The organism is Actinoallomurus oryzae, assembly GCF_039541955.1.
GTDB classification, from domain to species: domain Bacteria; phylum Actinomycetota; class Actinomycetes; order Streptosporangiales; family Streptosporangiaceae; genus Actinoallomurus; species Actinoallomurus oryzae.
Window position 1 is genome coordinate 45,892 of the sequence record NZ_BAABHF010000021.1, and the last position, 17,345, is coordinate 63,236.

General features: G+C 71.3%; 18 protein-coding genes. 12 read left to right on the top strand and 6 right to left on the bottom strand.

Annotated elements, in window-relative coordinates:
- Nucleotides 1–19 precede the first annotated feature (19 nt).
- A complete protein-coding gene (locus ABEA10_RS18535) occupies nt 20–1,531 on the bottom strand; it encodes an ATP-dependent DNA ligase (RefSeq protein ID WP_345465269.1) in 1,512 nt (503 codons plus the stop codon).
- Between the two features lie 199 nt (nt 1,532–1,730).
- On the opposite strand from ABEA10_RS18535, the gene ABEA10_RS18540 reads away from it, so the two are divergent.
- The 3 genes from ABEA10_RS18540 (at nt 1,731) to ABEA10_RS18550 (ending at nt 5,133) form a co-directional block, all read left to right on the top strand.
- Entirely contained in the window at nt 1,731–2,483 is a 753-nt protein-coding gene (locus ABEA10_RS18540) for a hypothetical protein (protein WP_345465271.1), read from the top strand.
- A gap of 51 nt (nt 2,484–2,534) precedes the next feature.
- Nucleotides 2,535–3,734, top strand: coding sequence for an acetyl-CoA C-acetyltransferase (locus tag ABEA10_RS18545; RefSeq protein WP_345465273.1), 1,200 nt, complete (start codon nt 2,535–2,537; stop codon nt 3,732–3,734).
- A gap of 136 nt (nt 3,735–3,870) precedes the next feature.
- On the top strand, nt 3,871–5,133 hold the full coding sequence (locus tag ABEA10_RS18550) for an FUSC family protein (RefSeq protein ID WP_345465275.1): 1,263 nt from the start codon (nt 3,871–3,873) through the stop codon (nt 5,131–5,133).
- A gap of 650 nt (nt 5,134–5,783) precedes the next feature.
- Here the strand turns inward: ABEA10_RS18550 and ABEA10_RS18555 are convergent.
- A complete protein-coding gene (locus ABEA10_RS18555) occupies nt 5,784–6,098 on the bottom strand; it encodes a hypothetical protein (protein WP_345465277.1) in 315 nt (104 codons plus the stop codon).
- A 99-nt stretch (nt 6,099–6,197) separates the two neighbouring features.
- Here ABEA10_RS18555 and ABEA10_RS18560 point away from each other — a divergent pair, with 99 nt between their 5' ends.
- The 8 genes from ABEA10_RS18560 to ABEA10_RS18595 all read left to right on the top strand — a co-directional run bounded on the left by ABEA10_RS18560 (nt 6,198) and on the right by ABEA10_RS18595 (nt 11,935).
- Nucleotides 6,198–6,329, top strand: coding sequence for a hypothetical protein (locus tag ABEA10_RS18560; RefSeq protein WP_345465278.1), 132 nt, complete (start codon nt 6,198–6,200; stop codon nt 6,327–6,329).
- Nucleotides 6,316–6,960: a class F sortase gene (locus ABEA10_RS18565; RefSeq protein WP_345465280.1), complete on the top strand. Its 645-nt coding sequence runs from the start codon at nt 6,316–6,318 to the stop codon at nt 6,958–6,960. The genes ABEA10_RS18560 and ABEA10_RS18565 overlap by 14 nt, the downstream gene beginning before the upstream one ends.
- A 112-nt stretch (nt 6,961–7,072) precedes the next feature.
- Nucleotides 7,073–7,501 carry a CBS domain-containing protein gene (locus tag ABEA10_RS18570; protein ID WP_345465282.1) on the top strand — a complete coding sequence of 143 codons (429 nt, stop codon included), beginning with the start codon at nt 7,073–7,075 and terminating at the stop codon, nt 7,499–7,501.
- A 59-nt stretch (nt 7,502–7,560) separates the two neighbouring features.
- Nucleotides 7,561–8,322 (top strand): alpha/beta hydrolase, encoded by a 762-nt coding sequence (locus ABEA10_RS18575; RefSeq protein ID WP_345465284.1) that lies wholly within the window; start codon nt 7,561–7,563, stop codon nt 8,320–8,322.
- A gap of 183 nt (nt 8,323–8,505) precedes the next feature.
- Entirely contained in the window at nt 8,506–9,123 is a 618-nt protein-coding gene (locus ABEA10_RS18580; protein ID WP_345465286.1) for a hypothetical protein, read from the top strand.
- Between the two features lie 254 nt (nt 9,124–9,377).
- Nucleotides 9,378–10,151, top strand: a complete 774-nt coding sequence (locus tag ABEA10_RS18585; RefSeq protein ID WP_345465288.1) for a dienelactone hydrolase family protein — start codon at nt 9,378–9,380, stop codon at nt 10,149–10,151.
- A 190-nt stretch (nt 10,152–10,341) separates the two neighbouring features.
- Nucleotides 10,342–10,941, top strand: a complete 600-nt coding sequence (locus ABEA10_RS18590; protein ID WP_345465290.1) for a bifunctional 4-hydroxy-2-oxoglutarate aldolase/2-dehydro-3-deoxy-phosphogluconate aldolase — start codon at nt 10,342–10,344, stop codon at nt 10,939–10,941.
- 64 nt (nt 10,942–11,005) lie between these two features.
- Nucleotides 11,006–11,935, top strand: a complete 930-nt coding sequence (locus ABEA10_RS18595; RefSeq protein ID WP_345465292.1) for a sugar kinase — start codon at nt 11,006–11,008, stop codon at nt 11,933–11,935.
- 21 nt (nt 11,936–11,956) lie between these two features.
- Here the strand turns inward: ABEA10_RS18595 and ABEA10_RS18600 are convergent, their stop codons facing one another.
- On the bottom strand, nt 11,957–12,799 hold the full coding sequence (locus tag ABEA10_RS18600) for an IclR family transcriptional regulator (RefSeq protein ID WP_345465294.1): 843 nt from the start codon (nt 12,797–12,799) through the stop codon (nt 11,957–11,959).
- 118 nt (nt 12,800–12,917) lie between these two features.
- Nucleotides 12,918–13,166, bottom strand: a complete 249-nt coding sequence (locus ABEA10_RS18605; protein WP_329253397.1) for a hypothetical protein — start codon at nt 13,164–13,166, stop codon at nt 12,918–12,920.
- 316 nt (nt 13,167–13,482) lie between these two features.
- On the opposite strand from ABEA10_RS18605, the gene ABEA10_RS18610 reads away from it, so the two are divergent.
- Entirely contained in the window at nt 13,483–15,129 is a 1,647-nt protein-coding gene (locus ABEA10_RS18610; RefSeq protein WP_345465297.1) for an APC family permease, read from the top strand.
- A gap of 44 nt (nt 15,130–15,173) precedes the next feature.
- Here ABEA10_RS18610 and serA read toward each other — a convergent pair whose 3' ends face one another.
- Together serA and ABEA10_RS18620 are read right to left on the bottom strand one after the other, a co-directional pair.
- Complete coding sequence (gene serA, locus ABEA10_RS18615; protein ID WP_345465299.1) at nt 15,174–16,391, bottom strand: phosphoglycerate dehydrogenase; 1,218 nt, start codon at nt 16,389–16,391, stop codon at nt 15,174–15,176.
- Between the two features lie 76 nt (nt 16,392–16,467).
- Complete coding sequence (locus tag ABEA10_RS18620; RefSeq protein ID WP_345465301.1) at nt 16,468–17,274, bottom strand: helix-turn-helix domain-containing protein; 807 nt, start codon at nt 17,272–17,274, stop codon at nt 16,468–16,470.
- Nucleotides 17,275–17,345 lie beyond the last annotated feature (71 nt).

The following is a 17,345-nucleotide window of genomic DNA, read 5'->3' on the forward strand; positions in this document are numbered from 1 at the left end:
GCGCTGCCGGCCGTGGTGGTCAGAAGGCGGCGGTGGCGCGGACGCTGTCGATCGTGTCGGCCTCGTCGGCGGTCTTGTCCGGGCGGTGGCGGAGCACGCGGGCGAAGCGCAGGGCCAGGCCGCCCGGGTAGCGGGGGCTGCGCTGGACGCCGTCGAAGGCGATCTCCACGACCAGCTCCGGCCGGACGTACACCGTCCACTCGTCGCGCCGCTCCTCCAGGGCCAGGAGGCGCTCGGTCTGCCAGCGGAGCATCTCGTCGGTCAGGCCCTTGAACGTCTTGCCCAGCATGACGAAACCGCCCGACTCGGGGTCGCGGGCGCCGAGGTGCAGGTTGGACAGGACGCCTCGCCGTCGTCCGTGGCCCCACTCGACCGCCAGCACGACCAGGTCGAGCGTGTGCCGGGGCTTGACCTTGATCCAGCCGGCTCCCCGGCGGCCCGCGGTGTAGGGCGTGTCGAGCGACTTGACCAGCACGCCCTCGTGGCCGTGCGCGAGTGCGTCACGGAAGAACGCGGTCGCCTCCTCCACCGAGCCGGTCACCAGGCGCGGCATGCGCAGCGGCTCCGGGACGAGCGCCGCCAGCCGCTCGCTCCGTTCGGCGCCGGGCCGGTCGATGAGATCGGCGCCGTCGGCGTGCAGCACGTCGAACAGGAACACCGACAGCGGCACCTCCTGCCCGGGGCCGCGGCGGGCCACCCGCGCCGACGTCACCTGGAACGGGTGCGGCCGCCCGTCGTCGCGCAGCGCGATCAGCTCGCCGTCGAACACCGCGGAGCGTACGGGCAGGGCGCCGATCGCCTCCACCGCCTCCGGCAGCCGGGCGGTGATGTCGTCGAGCGTGCGGGTGAACAGGCGCACCTCGCCGTCGCGGACGTGGGCCTGCACGCGGATGCCGTCGAGCTTCCACTCGACCGCCGCCGGGCTGACCTTCTCCATCGCGGCCTCGACCGACGGGGCGCTGGCGGCGAGCATCGGCTTGACCGGGCGGCCGACCTCCAGCCCGAAGGCGCGCAGCCCCTCGCGGCCCGACGTGAGCGCCGCCTCGGCCACCGCGCCCAGCGAGCCGCGGAACATCACCGCGCGCCGGACCTCCGCGGCGGGCACCCCGGCCGCGGCGGCGATCGCGTCGGCCATGACCCCGTCGAGCGCGCCCTGGCGCAGCTCGCCCGAGAGCAGCCGGAGCAGGAAACCGTGCTCGTCGGCCGTCGCGCGGGCGAACAGCTCGGCCAGAAGGGCTTTCCGTGTGGCCACGGAACCCTTACCCGAGACCCGGCCGATCGTGGTGAAGGCGGCGTCCACCTCGGCCAGGGTGAGGGTCGCCTCCGCGGCCGGAGAGGGCCGCTCGCGAAGGGCCGCCCAGCCGACGCCGATCTGGCGTTGGGGCAGCTCACCGGACAGGTAGGCGACCGCGATGGCCACCTCGTCCGGCGCCGCGCGGCGGAGCCGGTCGGCGAGCAGCTCGCGCTTGGCGAGACGCGCCGACGTCGCGGCGACCGCGCCTGAGGTCTCGGCGATGTCCGTCAACAGCACATTCGCATTGTCGCCCTGGGGACCGACAATCGACACGACCCCACCCCCCGGAGGAACAAGGAGCGGCATGGCCTCCCGTCACAGACCGGCGGCACCACCGACATCGACCGAAACCGGCCCTGGTATCCGGGACCGTCCGCCGGTTACCTTCTCAACGAGCGATCGTCCCGGCCGCGCGGCCGGGGATTGGGGAGAAGGATTGGGTCTGCCGCGCCTACCGGAGCCCTTCCACCGGGTGTACTCCCCGCCGGACGCGCCCAAGGCGAAGGCGCGCCGGTCGGGCGTCATCGGCGCGATCCTCGCCGTGGCCGCCGCGGTGGCCGTGGCCGCCGTGGGGGTGTTCGCGTTCGCCCGCGACGGCGCGCGTCCCAAGGCCGGGTCGACGATGGTCGACCGGCCGCCGGCGCGGTCGAGCGTCTCGGCGACGGCGCGACCCTCCCAGGCGCCGGTGTTCGCGACGATCCCGAACGCCTGCGACGTCCTCCAGCCCGCGACCGTACGCCGGTTCGTGCCCACCGACAGCCCCACCGTCGACAAGATGGGCGCCGAGACCGCCAGCGTCTGCAAGTACTCCCTGTCGCAGGGGCACCGCTACCGCGCCGTCCAGGTCGACGCCCGTGCCTTCCTGCCCAAGTACATGCACGGTCAGGCGACCGGCATGACCGTCTGGTCGTACGAGGCCCAGTGGAAGCAGGCCGTCAAGGACCTGACCCCCGACACCCGCTCGCTGCGCCGCATCGGCGGGCTCGGCGACGCGGCGTTCGAGCGCTACTGGATCGACCGGGACGTGCACGTCGCGGTGGGCGAGGCGACGGTCCGCTACCGCAATGTCGTCCTGCGTATGCAGTACACCGAAGAACAGCCTTCGGCCGGAGACCGCGCGGCCAGCGAACGGCGGTGCCTGGAGAACGCCATCGCCGCGGCCCGTGCCGGCCTGCCGGCCTTTCACTAGACGGAAGGGGCAGCCGAGGCGTACCGGCAGATGTCCCTTAGGGTGCGAATCATGCGCGATGTTGTCGTCTGTTCCCCTGTCCGTACACCGGTCGGCCGCTACGGCGGCGCGCTGCGCGACGTCGGGGCCGCCGAGCTGGCCGCCACGGTGATCCGCGCCCTGGTCGAGCGTACGGGGATCGAACCGGGCGAGATCAGCGACGTCATCCTCGGGCACGGCTACCCGAACGGCGAGAGCCCCGCGATCGGCCGGGTCGCCGCGCTCGACGCCGGGCTGCCGGTGGAGGTCGGCGGCTACCAGATCGACCGCCGGTGCGGCTCCGGGCTGCAGGCGGTGATCAACGCGGTGATGCAGGTGGGCAGCGGCGCGAGCGACGCGATCGTCGCGGGCGGGGCCGAGAGCATGAGCGGCGTGGAGTACTACGCCGACGACCTGCGCTGGGGCCGCCCCGGCGCGGAGATCAAGTTCGTCGACCGGCTGGCGCGCGCCCGCGTCACCGCCGGCGGCCGGCACCACCCCGTGCCCGGCGGCATGCTCGAGACGGCGGAGAACGTCCGCGCGCGGTACGACATCGGCCGTGAGGAGCAGGACGAACTGGCCCTGCGGTCGCACCGGCGGGCGGTCGCGGCCCAGGAGGAGGGCCGGTTCGCCGACGAGATCGTGCCGGTCGAGGTGACCGACCGCAAGGGCACCCAGATGATCGACCGCGACGAGCACCCACGCGCGGACACCTCCCTGGAGCGTCTCGCCGGCCTGCGGACGGTGATGAAGATTGACGGCGCGACCGTCACGGCGGGCAACTCCAGCGGCCAGAACGACGGCGCGGCCGTCTGCCTCGTCACCACGCGCGAGAAGGCGGACGCACTCGGCCTTACGCCCCAGGCGCGGCTCGTGTCCTGGGCGGTGGCCGGCGTGCCGCCCCACCTCATGGGCCTCGGCCCGGTGCCGGCGACCGCCGAGGCGCTGCGCCGCGCGGGGCTGAGCCTGGACGACATGGACCTGATCGAGCTGAACGAGGCGTTCGCCGCCCAGGTCCTCGGCGTCCTGCGCGAGTGGAAGCTGCCCGACCTCGACCGCTTCAACGTCAACGGCTCGGGCATCTCCCTCGGCCACCCGGTCGGCGCGACCGGCGCCCGCATCCTCGCCACGCTGCTGTACGAACTGCGCCGTCGCGAGGCGCGATACGGCCTGGAGACGATGTGCATCGGCGGCGGCCAGGGCCTGGCGGCCGTCTTCGAACGCGTCGCCTGAGAGATCATCTGCAGTCCCCGGAGACTGTTTCGCCGAAGGCGGCGATCCGGGGAATAGTCGTGCCGCGTCAGGTGATTGGACTCTGGGTGGCCCGCTGGGCCGGTCTGCCTCCCTCTCGACTCCCTCCTGATGCCTTATGACGCTTCAGCCTGTCCCCTTCCGAGTCGCCGAGCCCTTCAACCTCATCCGTCGTCGTGCCCAGCCGACGGCCGCGCTGATCGGGCGGCTGACGGCGACCGCCACGGCCGCGTACCTGATCGCTCTGCTGTTGCCCGGCACGACCACCAAGCCGACTCTCGCGCCGCTGACCGCCCTGCTGGTCCTCCAGGTCAGCCTGTACCGGACGATGCGCAGCGCGGTCCAGCGGATCGGCAGCGTGGTCGGAGGCGTCCTGCTCGCCGTAGTCCTCGCCATGGTCCTCGGCTTCACCTGGTGGACCCTTGGCCTGGCCATCGGGGCGGCGCTCGTCCTCGGCCACGTGCTACGCCTCGGCGAGCACATCCTCGAGGTGCCGATCAGCGCGATGCTGATCCTGTCCCTGCCGACCGGCGTCAACGCCACCGACCGGGTCGTGGAGACCCTGGTCGGGGCCGCCGTGGGGCTGGGGGCCGGCCTGATCCTTTCGCCGGTGCGCGTCCAGCCCGCCGAAGAGGCGATCGAGGACGTCGGCCTGGAGATGGGCCGGCTGCTCCAGGAGATGGCCGACGGGCTGCGCCACGCGCCCTCCCACGAGGAGGCCGTCGGCTGGCTGCACCAAGCGCGTACGCTCGGCAAAGAGCTGGGCCGGGTCGACCGCGCCCTCGGCGACGCCGAGGACAGCATCCGGCTCAACCCGCGCGCGACCGGGTTCCCCCACGCGTCCCTCGTGCTCCGTACGGGACTGGACTCCCTGGAGCACCTCTGGATCAACATCCGCGTCCTGGCGCGCGTCATCGCCGACAGCACGCGCGAGCGCGACGACCCGACGTTCGGGCGGGCCGCCCAGGAGCACCTCGTGGGCATGCTGGAGGACCTCGCCGCCGCCATGCGGGTGTACGGGCGCGTGATCAGGTCCGAGGTGGCCGGCGACACGGGCCCCGCGGACGGTGAGCTCCGCCGGAGCCTGGGCCGGGCCGAGCACCATCGCGACCTGCTGGCCGAGGAGCTGCTGAGGATGCCCGCGGGCGACTCCGGCGAGTGGTCGCTGCGCGGCGAGCTGCTGGCCCACCTGGACCGGCTGACGGACCAGCTCCGCCTGGAGCACCGTATGCACGCCCGGCAGGACCGGGCGCGCCGCCGGCCGATGCGGCGCCTGCCGGTGAGAGGCGGCGGATCCCCTCCCGGAGTTTCGCGCCGTACGGTTTGGCGCGGTTCCCGTGGTTCCCACCGTTCCCAGCCGCACCCCCATGGTGCAATCTGAGCGGACCTCTGCCGACATGCCCGGTTCGTCAATTATCTCCAGCGTATTTTCGGGCGGAGATACGCTTTCGAGCCGGGCTGAGCGGCTTCATGCGGCGATCGACCGATAAGAAGATGATTCGCCCTTCGCCGCGGGTCGAGCGTTTTCATGGTGATAGGCGACGTCTGTTCGCCATGCGGCGCGACGTCCATTGCCGGCCCGTCGCGGTGTCCGGCGTGGGCGTCGCGTGCCCGGTGCCCGTACGCGGCAGGATGTCGGGTGGTGTCGCAAAAGTGAACCGCCGAAAGCGGCTCTGACGCCCTCGTCTCGTCGTCTACCACGCCACAACGACCCTTTGTGCGACGACCTGCCTTAGCGACCTACAAAGCCGGACAAGAAGCACCATTCCACTGCTCGTGACGGACGAAATCGGCCGTTCTCCTAAGCCGCATGATCTGCACCGTAATCATTAGCTCAAGAGGATAGTGATCTTGGTCGTACTGCCCGCATTGCGGGAATGAGGGGGCTGGTGGCGATGCCGGCAGCCGGGAGGAGTCCGGGCTGCCGCTGACATCAAGGGGGGACCCATGAGGGTCAAGACTCTGACCCTGACAACCGCTTCAGCGGCCGCACTGACCATCGGCTTGGCCTCACCCGCGCTTGCCCTGGCGTCAACGGCCGACATGATCGGGGCAGTGCACAACCAGACGGGTTTCGGGGCGCACCACCAGGGTGTGCTCCACAACGGGATGCACCAGGTGGCGCTTCCCAAGGGTGACGATGACGACGACGATGAGGGCGACGACGACGGCGGCGGCGACGACGCCGAGATCGGCGGCTTCCACCGTACGCGCCACACCGGCCCGCGTGGCCTCTGTGGCATCGGTGGCAACATCGGCGGCTTCGCTCACGGCTGTGGTGAGGAGGCCGGGGACGACGACGATGACGACGAGGGCCCCGGCGGCGGTGACTTCGCCTCCGAGCACACGAGCGCATGCTGTGCGGGTGGCGGGCATGTGAGGGTGTCGCGACCGGCTCCGGCTCCGGCTGCTCCCGCTCCGCGGCGCTACGTTCCCATGGGGGCGGTGCGCACGGGCTTCGGCGGCACGCAGGGGACGAACGTCCCGCTGGGTGTCGCGGGGATGTCTCTGCTGCTCGGCGGTGCGGGGCTCCTCCCGCTGGCCCGCCGGCGCCTTCAGGCCAGTGCCCGTTCCTGACTCATCGGCACGACCGCGTGGCGGCCGTCTCCTCACCGGGACGGCCGCCGCCCTGATCGCGGCGGGCTCGGCGGTCCTGGGGTTCGACGCCTGTCAGAACTCCGGGCCGCCGCGGCCTGCTCCGGAGGCGGCCCGGCCCCAGGCCGCGACCCCGTCATCGGGACCCGTCCTGGCGGCCTCCACTCCGGTCCACGTCGACATTCCGCGGATCGGCGTCCACTCGAAGCTGCTGTCCCTCGGGCTCCAGCACGACGGCACCATCGCCGTGCCGCCTCTGTCCGAGGCGCAGCTCGCGAGTTGGTACGACAAGGGGCCGACACCGGGGGAGCGCGGTCCTGCCGTGATCGTGGGGCACGTCGACACCAAGAAGGGGCCGGCCGTCTTCTTCAAGCTCGGCAAGCTGCGGCCCGGCGACATCGTCGACGTCACGCGCAAGGACGGGAAGGTCGCGGCGTTCTCGGTGGACTCCGTGGAGAACGTCTCCAAGAAGCACTTCCCGACCAAGCGGGTCTACGGCGAGGTCCGCTTCGCGGGCATCCGGCTCATCACCTGCGGCGGCGACTTCAACGGCCACAACTACGAGGGCAACACGATCGTGTACGGGCACCTCATCGGCCAGCGACCGCGCTGAGTGACCACCGCTCGACCGCACTGAGTGACCACGGTTCTGACTCATGGCCTTTGCTCACGGACCGGGGATGGTTAACGTAGTGATGCCGGTCACAGCGAGTTGGGAGGGCCCCATGCGCATCTCGGAAGTTCTCCGGAGGAAGGGCGGAGAAGTCGTGACGATCGAGCCGGAGGCGGACGTCCGTCACCTGCTCACCCTGCTCTCCGAGCGCAACATCGGTGCCGTCGTCGTCTCCACGGACGGCACCACGATCGAGGGCATCGTCTCCGAGCGCGACATCGTCCGCCGGCTGGGTGAGCGCGGGGCCGCACTGCTCGACCAGCCGGTCTCATCGATCATGACGGCGACCGTACGTACCTGCGCGCCCGGCGACAACGTCGAAGACCTGCGCGCGACCATGACCGAACACCGCATCCGCCACCTGCCGGTGGTCCGCGACGGGCGTCTCGCCGGCATCGTCAGCATCGGTGACGTGGTCAAGTCCGCGATCGCCGAGCTGGAGAGCGAGCGCGAGCAACTGGTCGACTACATCAGCCGTTGAAGGGCCGCGCCGAGGGCCCGCGAGCGCGCCGCCGCGGGGCCGACGGCACCATGGAGGGCATGATCGTCCAGCCCTTGACCCTCTACTCCATGGACGGCGTGCGCATCGACGCCGGGCACCTGCCCGGCGCGGACGGCCTGTGCGTGGTGCTCGCGCACGGCTTCACCGGCAATCGGCGCCTGCCGGCTCCCCGCCGCATCGCCGCCGCACTGAACCGCGTCGCCGGCGTGATCGCCATCGACCTTCGCGGGCACGGCAGGTCCGGCGGCCTGTCGACCGCCGGCGACCGCGAGATCCTCGACGTCGACGCCGCCGTACGCCACGCGCGTCACCTCGGGTACGAACGCGTGGCGCTGGTCGGCTTCTCGATGGGCGGCATGATCGTCATTCGGCACGCGGCGCTGCTCGGCGGCGTGGACGCTGTCGTTTCGGTCAGCGCGCCCGCCCGCTGGTACTACCGTGACACCAGGCCGATGCGCCGGGCGCACTGGGCGATCGAACGCCGCAGCGGCCGCGTGGCCGTGCGCCTGGCCCGGCGAACGCGCATCACCCCACGGGGCTGGGTGCGGGAGCCCGAGGCGCCGTACGCGGTCGCGGGACGCATTTCTCCCGTGCCGCTCCTGGTGGTTCACGGTGACAGTGACCCTTTTCTTCCGGTCGAACACGCAGAGCAGTTGTACGATGCCGCAGGCGAGCCGCGCGAGCTGTGGGTCGAGCCCGGCTTCGGGCATGCGGAGGGCGCCATGACCCGTGCGCTCATGGGGCGCATCGGCGATTGGGCCGCCGCCCGCTCGCTGGAAAACCGCCGGTCTCATTCCTAACCAGGCGCGATTACAAAAAGTATTTCCGAGAGTCACGGAGTGCACCGCCGGGAATGCTCTAATCCGCTACCGTTACGCACCATACGAGTAACGGTGACGCGGGTCGCCGGGTGCGTGTGCGGGGCGCGCCGTCGGGCGATCCGCCAGGCGCCGTGCGCCCGGTTCGTGGTTCGGGAGGCGCGGGTGAAGAGGCTGCTGCTGGTGATGGTGGCGCTGGTCGGGGTCGCCGGATGTGGCAGGGGCGATCAGGTGCCCACCTCGGCGTCCGTCGCCCCCTCGCAGTCGAGCACCGTGGCGATGCCCGCGTTCCTGCGGGTGACAGGACGGCCCACCAGCTCGATGATGGCCGTCGTCTGGCGCAACGGCGTCGCGACGATCACCAGCCGGCTCAGTGGACGGAAGACCACGATCTCCGGGAAGGCCGGGCGCTACACGCGGAACGGCCGGCTCCTGGCCGTCGTCCGGAACTACCGCGACGGCGTACGCCTGAAGGACGCCGCCGGGGTCACCCTCTGGCGCGCCCGGATCTCACGGACCCAGGTGCAGATCCGGCGCGGTGAGACCGAGGTGCGCTACACGTTCCGGCCGTACGGCGACGACCGGATCATCGTCCGGCAGGGCACGCTTCTGGTCGGAAGCGTCCGCGCCGTCGAGAACGGCGCCGAACTGCTCGACGCACGCGGTGTGCGGCTGGGACTGTCGTCCTCACGGCCGGGCAACGACATGGCCGTGCTGCTGTGCTCGGAGATCCCCCCGGACCTGCGCGCGATCCTCACCGCCGTACTCCTCCGCCGCCGCTGACGCGGGTGACCGGACGCTCTCCAGCGTTCGGACGCGCGGGACTGGGCGCCCTCGCGGGCTCGTCGGCGGGAAAGCGGGTGGGCGGGGCGGCGTCCGGGCTGGTAACCTTCCGGCGGCTGTGACATCGCGCGAGGAGGTGAGACCCATGAACGCTGGACACACGTGGGTGCTCCCCTCGTCGTCACGGTCGGGCGATTGACGTAGGGGTCGCCGGGAGCGCCTCGATGACAAGGCACTCCCGAAAGGCAACACCTTTGCATTCTTTGCGTTTCACCGCGGAGACGTCCTCGACCGGCGTTCTCGAACGCGACTTCATCGTGGGCGAGGTCACCGGCGTGCTCTGGTCGCCCGCCTCCGGCTCCGATCATTCCCCGCTGGTGCTGATGGGTCACGGTGGCGGCCTCCACAAGAAGACGCCGGGTCTCATGGCTCGTGCCCACGACAGCGTGACCAGGTGGGGTGTCACCGTGGTCGCCATCGATGCGCCGGGGCACGGCGACCGCCCGCGCACGGCGGAGGACGATCAGGCCCGTGCCGAGATGCGGCAGGCGATGGAGTCGGGCGAGCTCGAACGTTTCGAGTCGATCAGCGTCCGCTACAGCACCTCCCTGGCGGAGCGTGCCGTACCGGAATGGCAGGCGACCCTGGACGCCCTTCAAGAACTGCCCGAGATCGGCGCCGAAGCGCCGATCGGCTACGGGGGCGGCATGTCGTTGGGCACTGCGATCGGAATCCCGCTGACGGCGATCGAACCCAGGATCACCGCCGCGATCTTCGGCGGCGGGTTCTTCGCGCACGAGGCCCTGATCGAGGCGGCCAGGCAGATCACCGTCCCGGTCCAGTTCCTGCTCCCGTGGGACGAAGAGTACGTCGATCGCCGATCCGTTCTCGCGTTGTTCGACGCCTTCGCCGCAAAGGACAAGACGTTGCTCGCCAACCCCGGCACTCATCGCAACATGCGCTGGGTCGGGGTCGACAGCGAGTTCTTGGTCCGCCATCTCGGCCGGGCCGGCACGTCACCGGCCTGACCTGACCGGTGTCGGCGTCCGGCGCGGAGCCGGACGCCGACACCGCCCTCGTGGAGCCTCACCTTCCCCCGGCGGCCCCGAGATCGACGACCTCACACCGCATCGGAAGGAAGTACCCGGCTTCCCGGCCCGTTCCGGCATCGCTCATAATGTAGAACGACGTCCCGTACGACGGAACAAGGGAGCCGGAATGGATCAAGCCGCGATCGAGCGGGCGATCGGGGAGGCGCGTCTGCTGCCCGTACTCCGCACCCCGGACGCCGGGGGAGCCGTGCGGGCGGCTTCGACGCTCCTCGACGCGGGCCTGGGCGTCGTCGAGCTCACCGCCACGACGCCGGGCTGGGCGGACGCGCTGCGCGACGTACGGCGGGCGTACCCCGATGCGGTTCTCGGCGCGGGCACGGTGACCGCCGAGGCCGACGCGCGCCGCGCGGTCGAGGCGGGTGCCGACTTCCTCGTCAGCCCGTACCCGGCCGAGGCCGTCCGCGCGTTCGCCGCCGGCACGGGCACGGTGTTCCTGGAGGGCGGGTTCACGCCGGGGGAGGTCGCGGCGGCGTCCGGGCGCGGCATCGCCAAGCTGTTCCCCGCGCACGTCGGCGGCCCGGCGTACCTGCGTTCGGTCCTGGCCGTCCTGCCGGGCGCGCGGATCGTCCCGACCGGCGGCATCGGCCTGAGCGAGGTCCGCGCCTACCTCGACGCGGGCGCGTACGCGGTGGGCGTGGGTTCGGAGCTGGTCAAGTCACCCGACCCGGCCGCGGCAGTACGTGAGCTGCTGAAGGAGCTGTCGTGAACGAGCGGAGCGAGCGAACCAAAAAGCACGCACGCCTGGTCACTCTTCCGACGAAGGAGGACTCGTGAAGGGGAACCCGGATGTGGTCGTCATCGGAGAGCCGTTGGTGGAGTTCTCCGCGGCCACGCCGTTGACCAGCGCGGATACGTTTCGCCTGTCGTTCTCCGGTGACGCGCTCAACGCCGCGGTCGCGGCCGCCGCGGCCGGGGCGCACGTCGCTCTGGTCACGCGGACCGGAGAGGACGAGTTCGGCGAACGCCTGATCGCCTTCGCCGCGGCGCACGGGATCGACACGCGCTGGATGTGGCGCGGGCCCGGCCATTCGGGCGCGTACGCCGTCGGTGCGGACCCGGTCGGCGAACGGGCCTTCGCGTACATGCGGTCGGGCAGCGCGGCGTCACGGCTGTCCCCGGCGGACGTGGCCGCCGCACCGGTGGCGACGGCCGGGGCGGTGCTGCTCTCCGGCATCACCGCGGCGCTGTCGGAGTCCTGCGCCGCCACCGTCGTGGCCGCGGCGGAGGAGGCCCGTGGCGCGGTGGTCTACGACCCGAACTTCCGCGGCCGGCTGACCACGCCGGAGGCGGCGCGGGAGATCCTGGCGAAGGTGGCTCCGCACGCCGCACTGATCACCCCGTCCTGCCCGGCGGACAGCGTGGCGCTGCTGGGTACCGCCGATCCGGGGGAGGCCGCCGAGGCCTGCCTGGGGCTGGGCGCGGAGGCGGCCGCGGTGACCCGTGGCGCGGACGGCGTGCACGTGGCGTCGGCGGCCGGCCGTACGACGGTGCCGGCCGTACCGGCCGAGGTGATCGTGGACGCGACGGGCGCGGGCGACGCGTTCGCCGGCGTGGTGACGGCCCTCCTGGCCACCAAGGCATCGCTGGTGGACGCGGTGAGAGCGGGCACCGCGGCGGCGTCGGTGTCGCTGGCGGGCCAGGGCGGCACCGGCCGGGTGGCGACGGCAGCGGAGATCGACGCCCTCCTGCGCGACTCGTAGGTCGTCGCCTGGAGAACCGAGTCAGCGCGTCCGTGGCGATGAGTGATCCGTCACGGACGCTTCGGTGACGGCCATCCCATCGACGGTGCGGGCGAGGTCCGTCGGGGCGTGGTCCAGAGGGGCGCCCAGCGCCAGGGAGACGTCGCGGGCGGCGGTGACGACCTCGTCGGCGAGGTGCTTGTCGTCCGGGTCGACCTCGAACGTCAGGCCCGAGATCGAGATGCCGCCCATCACCGTGCCCGTGTGGTCGAACACCGGGGCGCCGACGCAGCGGATGCCGGCCTCGTTCTCCTCGTCGTCGACCGCGTAGCCCCGGCGGCGTATCTCCGCCAGGTGGTCCAGCAGCGCTTGCGATTGGGTGATCGTGTGGTCGGTGCGGCGTCCGAGCCCGGTGCGGGAGGTGATCGAGGCGACCTCCCCGTCGCGCAGCTGGGCCAGGATCGCCTTGCCGATCGAGGTGGAGTGCAGCGGCATGCTCATGCCGACCCGTGAGGCCATCTGGTACGGGCGCAGGCCTTCGACCTTGCGTACGTAGACGGCCTCGTCGCCGCTGCGGACCGCGAAGTGCACGGTGAAGCCCGTACGGTCGCGCAGGCGCTGCAGGGCCGTGTCGGCGTGCTGCGCCGGGTCGAAGCGGCTCATCACCTTGCCGGCCAGTGTCAGGATGCGTGGGCCCGGTACGTACCCGCCGCTCCCGTCGGCGCGGGCGAAACCCCACCCGACGAGTGACTGCAGGATGCGGTGCACCGTCGACTTGGGCAGCCCCGTGCCGGTCGCGATGTCGGTCACCCGCCGGTGCTCGGCGAGTGCTTCGAGCACCATGAGCGCCTTGTCGATGGAACCGCCGCCGGTCGAGCTCACCACACGCTGAGCCTATCCCCGTGGCCGACCGCGAAACCGGGCAGCTCACCGGCGCGTACGGATCGCCGGGGCCGCCCCGGTCCCGCAGGCCGTGCGGTCTGCTCCGGCGAGCCGCCGGAGGTCAGCACCAGAAGGCCGTCATGCGCCAGCGGCCGTGGTCGCACTCGAGTTCGTACGTGCGCTCCGGGGTGTCGGAGGATCGGGCCCGCACCTGCCAGAGCTGGGTGTCGACGCCGTCCTGCGGGCGGCGGAAGGCGAGCATCTTGAGGAAGGTGATGACCTCGTAGTCACAGTCGTCCTGACGGAAGCAGGCCGGACTGTCGCCGCGAATCTTGACCTGGACCGGTTGATCGCACGTTCGCCGCTTCATGTCTCGATTGTATCGAACACAGGTTCGAACGGCACGCATCTCCAGCCTCAGTGCGAACAGGTTTCCCTGCCCGCCAGGGACGGCCGTAACCCGCCTTTGCCGAGACTTTGCTGGAACATGACTATGGAATGTTTCGTTACGGTGAAATCCGCCGTGACCAGCGGATTCATCCATTGCGTGACGGTGCGGATGGGCCTAGTCTCCCCCCAGCGCTCGCGGTCCACGCCTGTCTGCGGCGAGCGGTCGCGGCTGCCCGGAGGAGGCCGTGAGCGCCTCGTGGACGACACTCGAAGAGACCATTGCTTACGGAGGCGGCATGGCGACCACCACGACCGGTGCAGTCGGTTCGGGGAGACATCTGCGCCGAGATGTCGGATTTTGGGGACTCATGTTCGTGTCCCTGGGTTCGATCATCGGGTCGGGTTGGCTGCTCGGCGCGCTGACGGCGGCGAAGCTCGCCGGACCCGCGTCCCTGCTGTCCTGGGTGCTCGCCGCGATCATGCTGTCGCTGCTCGCCCTGGTGCACGCCGAGCTCGGCGCGGCCTACCCCGTCGCGGGCGGCACCGCGCGGTTCCCGGCCTTCGCCTTCGGGTCGCTGGCCGGTTTCGCGGCGGGGTGGATGGCCTGGCTTCAGGCGGTGTCACTCGCCCCGATCGAGGTCGAGGCGACGCTGTCGTACTCCGATCACATCAGCTGGGTCCACCGGAACTTCCCGCTGCTGCGCACCGACGGCACCCTCACCGGCACCGGGCTGATCGTCGCCAGCGTCTTCATGCTGATCTTCATCGTGATCAACGTCGTCGGCGTCAAGCTCCTGTCGGAGTCCAACTCGATCACGGTGATCTGGAAGACGGCGATCCCGCTGCTCACGATCGTCGTCCTGTTGCTGCTGACGTTCCACGCCGGCAACTTCTCGGCCGGCGGCGGGTTCGCGCCGTTCGGCGCGCACGGCGTCTTCGCCGCTCTACCCGCCGGTGTGGTCTTCGCCCTCCAGGGCTTCGAACAGGCGATCCAGCTCGCCGGTGAGGCCAAGAACCCGCAGCGGGACGTCTCCCGCGCGGTCATCACCGCCACCGCGATCGGCACGATCGTCTACATCCTGCTGGAGATCACCTTCATCGGCGCCCTCGACCCGGCCAACCTCGCGCACGGCTGGGCCAACCCGATCGGCAAGGGCGACTTCGGCCCGTACGCCACGCTCGCGACCGGAGCCGGCGTCGCCTGGCTGGCGTGGATGCTCTACGCCGACGCCGTGATCTCGCCGGCGGGCACCGGCCTGGTCTACATCGCGACCTCCTCCCGCCTGTCCTACGCCCTGGGCCGGGAGAAGGCGCTGCCCAGGCAGGTCGCCCAGGTCAGCAAGAAGGGCGTGCCGCTCGTCTCGATCATCATCGCGTTCGTCGTCGGCGAGCTCTGCTTCCTGCCGTTCCCGAGCTGGAGCAAGCTCGTCGCCCTGGTCACCGAGGCCACCGCGATCATGTACGCGTTCGCGCCGATCGCCATCACCGCGCTGCGCCTGCGCGACCCGGACCGGCCCCGGCCGTACCGCCTGCCCGCCTTCAAGGTGCTCGCGCCGGTCTCGTTCGTCGCGGCCAACCTCATCATCTACTGGTCGACCTTCCAGGCCGAGTGGAAGCTCGGAGTGGCGTCTCTCCTGGGCCTGGTCATCTTCGCGCTCAACCGGCTGAGGCTGCCCGCCGGCGAGCGCGTGCCGCTCAACGTGAAGTCCTCGTCCTGGATCTGGCCGTGGTTCGGCGTGATGGTCATCATCGGCGCCCTCGGCCGGTACGGCGGCAGCAACACGATCCCCAACTGGTGGGACGTCGTGATCGTCGGGGTCTGGGCGCTGGTCGTCTACTACGTCGCGGTGCGGCTCGCGGTCTCCGGCGCCGAGGTCAACGCCGCCGTGGAGGCGGAGGAGGCCGAACTCAGGTCGGCCCCCACCCTCAACCTCGCCGACTGACGGTGATGGCTGACCCGGCCGGGCGCAGCCGGGTCAGCAGGACCTCAGGACAGCAGCCGCAGCCGGACCGTGGTGGGCAGGTCGCGGAGCTGGCCGATGACGTCGGAGGTGTACTGGCTGCCGATGTCGGTGATCACGTACCCGAGGTCGCCGCGGGTGCCGAGCAGTTGGCCCTCGATGTTGACCTCGTGGTCGGCGAGCACGCTGTTGATCGTCGCCAGCACGCCGGGCGTGTTGCGGTGCAGGTGGGTCAGGCGGTGCCCGCCGTCCTGCGAGGTCAGCGAGACCGGCGGCAGGTTCACGCTGAGCGAGGTGTTGCCGGTGGAGACGAAGTCGTGCAGCTTGCCGGCCACGAACTGGCCGATGTCCTGCTGCGCCTCTTCGGTCGACCCGCCGATGTGCGGGGTCATGATCACGTTGGGCAGCCCGCGCAGCTCGGAGACGAACTCGTCGCCGCGCGCCCTGGGCTCGTTGGGGAACACGTCGATGGCCGCGCCCGCCAGGTGCCCGGACTCGATGTGGCTCCGCAGCGCCTGGTGGTCGACGACGAAGCCGCGCGAGAGGTTGAGGAACAGGCTGCCGGGGCGCATCCGCGCGAACTCGGCCTCGCCGAACAGGCCGCTGTTGCCCGGCCGGCCGTCGACGTGGAGCGTCACGACGTCGACCGTGGCGAGCAGCTCCTCCATGCTGGAGCAGCGGCGCGCGTTGCCCAGGGCGAGCTTGTCGGCGGTGTCGTAGAAGAACACGGACATGCCGAGGTTCTCGGCGAGCACCGAGAGCTGGCTGCCGATGTTGCCGTACCCGATGATGCCCAGGCGCCGCCCGCGTACCTCGTGGCTGCCCTCGGCGGACTTGTCCCACACGCCGGCGTGCATCCCGGTGTTCTTGTCGACGAGGCGGCGGGTCAGCGCGATGATCTCGGCGATGACCAGCTCGACCACGCTGCGGGTGTTGGAGAACGGGGCGTTGAAGACGGCGACGCCGCGCTCGGAGGCGGACGCCAGATCGATCTGGTTCGTGCCGATGCAGAACGCGCCGACCGCGAGCAGGTCGGGCGCGGCGGCCAGCACGGCGTCGGTGACGGTCGTCTTGGAGCGGATGCCGAGCAGCTCGACACCGGCGATGCGGGCGATCAGCTCGTCCTCGTCGAGCGCGCGAGCGACGGTCTCGACGGCGTAGCCGTTCTTCTCCAGCCCGGCGACCGCGTCGGGATGAATGTTCTCCAACAGCAGTGCGCGGCGGGGTGCACTAGCGGGGCTCACCTGGAAGATCCTCCTACCGGATTCGGTCGGTTTTCATGGTATGTGAGGCCGCCGCTCCGGTACGCCACCGCTGCGGTCAGCGCTTACGAGCGTACTGGGCGGGGGAGATGCCCAGCGTGCGGGTGAAGTCGCGGGTGAAATGGGACTGGTCGGCGTAGCCCAGTTCGGCGGCCAGCGCGGCCCAGTCGACGCCGGGTCCGGCCGCCGCCCGCTCGGCCGCCTCCTGCATCCGGTGCCGCCGGATCACCCATTTCGGGCCGACACCGACGTACTCGGCGAAGATCCGCTGGAGCCGCCGGGCCCCGATTCCCAGGGCCGCCGCCAGGTCGTCCACACGCAGCAGGGCGGGATCGGCGGCGATGCGGTCCACGATGGCGGCGACCTCGGCGATCATCGGGTCCGGCCGTTCCGGCAGGCGGGCCCGCAGCAGATCCTCGGCCATCGCGACGGCCCGGTCCCGGCCGGGCTCGGCGATGATCGCGTCCGCGGCGGCGCGCGCGGAGGGGCCGAAGATCTCCTCGACCGGTGTGAACCGGTCGGTGAGGCCGGACACCGGCCCGTCGAGGAAGGGCCGGAACCCGCCCGGCCGGAAGCAGACCCCGACGACACGCCCCTGGCCCGCGATCGTCTCGCTGAACACGTCGCGGACGACCCCGACGACCCGCGCCCTCCCTCCGGTCGTGAAGGTGAGGTTGACCGCCGGGCGGGTGAGGACCCGTTGCCGGTGGGGCTCGCGTTCCCGCAGGTCCCAGGTGAGGATCCAGAGGTAGTCGGCGACCGCCACCAGGTCCGGCGAGGGCGTCCGCCGCTCGATCGCGAAGCGTTCGAGCGCCGTGCGGCGCCGCAGGATGCCGCGCCCGCCGCCGTACGCCCCTTCGGCCATGGGAGCAGTGTCGCATTTGTTCAAGACCGGCCCGCCGGAGCGCCACTACGGTGGCGTACCTGGTCATCGCC

What these genes read in the sequence shown, in the direction of transcription:
- ABEA10_RS18620 (WP_345465301.1), bottom strand. Translation starts at nt 17,274, where the DNA reads ATGGCCGAAGGGGCGTACGGCGGCGGGCGCGGCATCCTGCGGCGCCGC.
- ABEA10_RS18610 (WP_345465297.1), top strand. Translation starts at nt 13,483, where the DNA reads ATGGCGACCACCACGACCGGTGCAGTCGGTTCGGGGAGACATCTGCGC.
- ABEA10_RS18550 (WP_345465275.1), top strand. Translation starts at nt 3,871, where the DNA reads ATGACGCTTCAGCCTGTCCCCTTCCGAGTCGCCGAGCCCTTCAACCTC.
- ABEA10_RS18570 (WP_345465282.1), top strand. Translation starts at nt 7,073, where the DNA reads ATGCGCATCTCGGAAGTTCTCCGGAGGAAGGGCGGAGAAGTCGTGACG.
- ABEA10_RS18605 (WP_329253397.1), bottom strand. Translation starts at nt 13,166, where the DNA reads ATGAAGCGGCGAACGTGCGATCAACCGGTCCAGGTCAAGATTCGCGGC.
- ABEA10_RS18575 (WP_345465284.1), top strand. Translation starts at nt 7,561, where the DNA reads ATGATCGTCCAGCCCTTGACCCTCTACTCCATGGACGGCGTGCGCATC.
- ABEA10_RS18545 (WP_345465273.1), top strand. Translation starts at nt 2,535, where the DNA reads ATGCGCGATGTTGTCGTCTGTTCCCCTGTCCGTACACCGGTCGGCCGC.
- ABEA10_RS18590 (WP_345465290.1), top strand. Translation starts at nt 10,342, where the DNA reads ATGGATCAAGCCGCGATCGAGCGGGCGATCGGGGAGGCGCGTCTGCTG.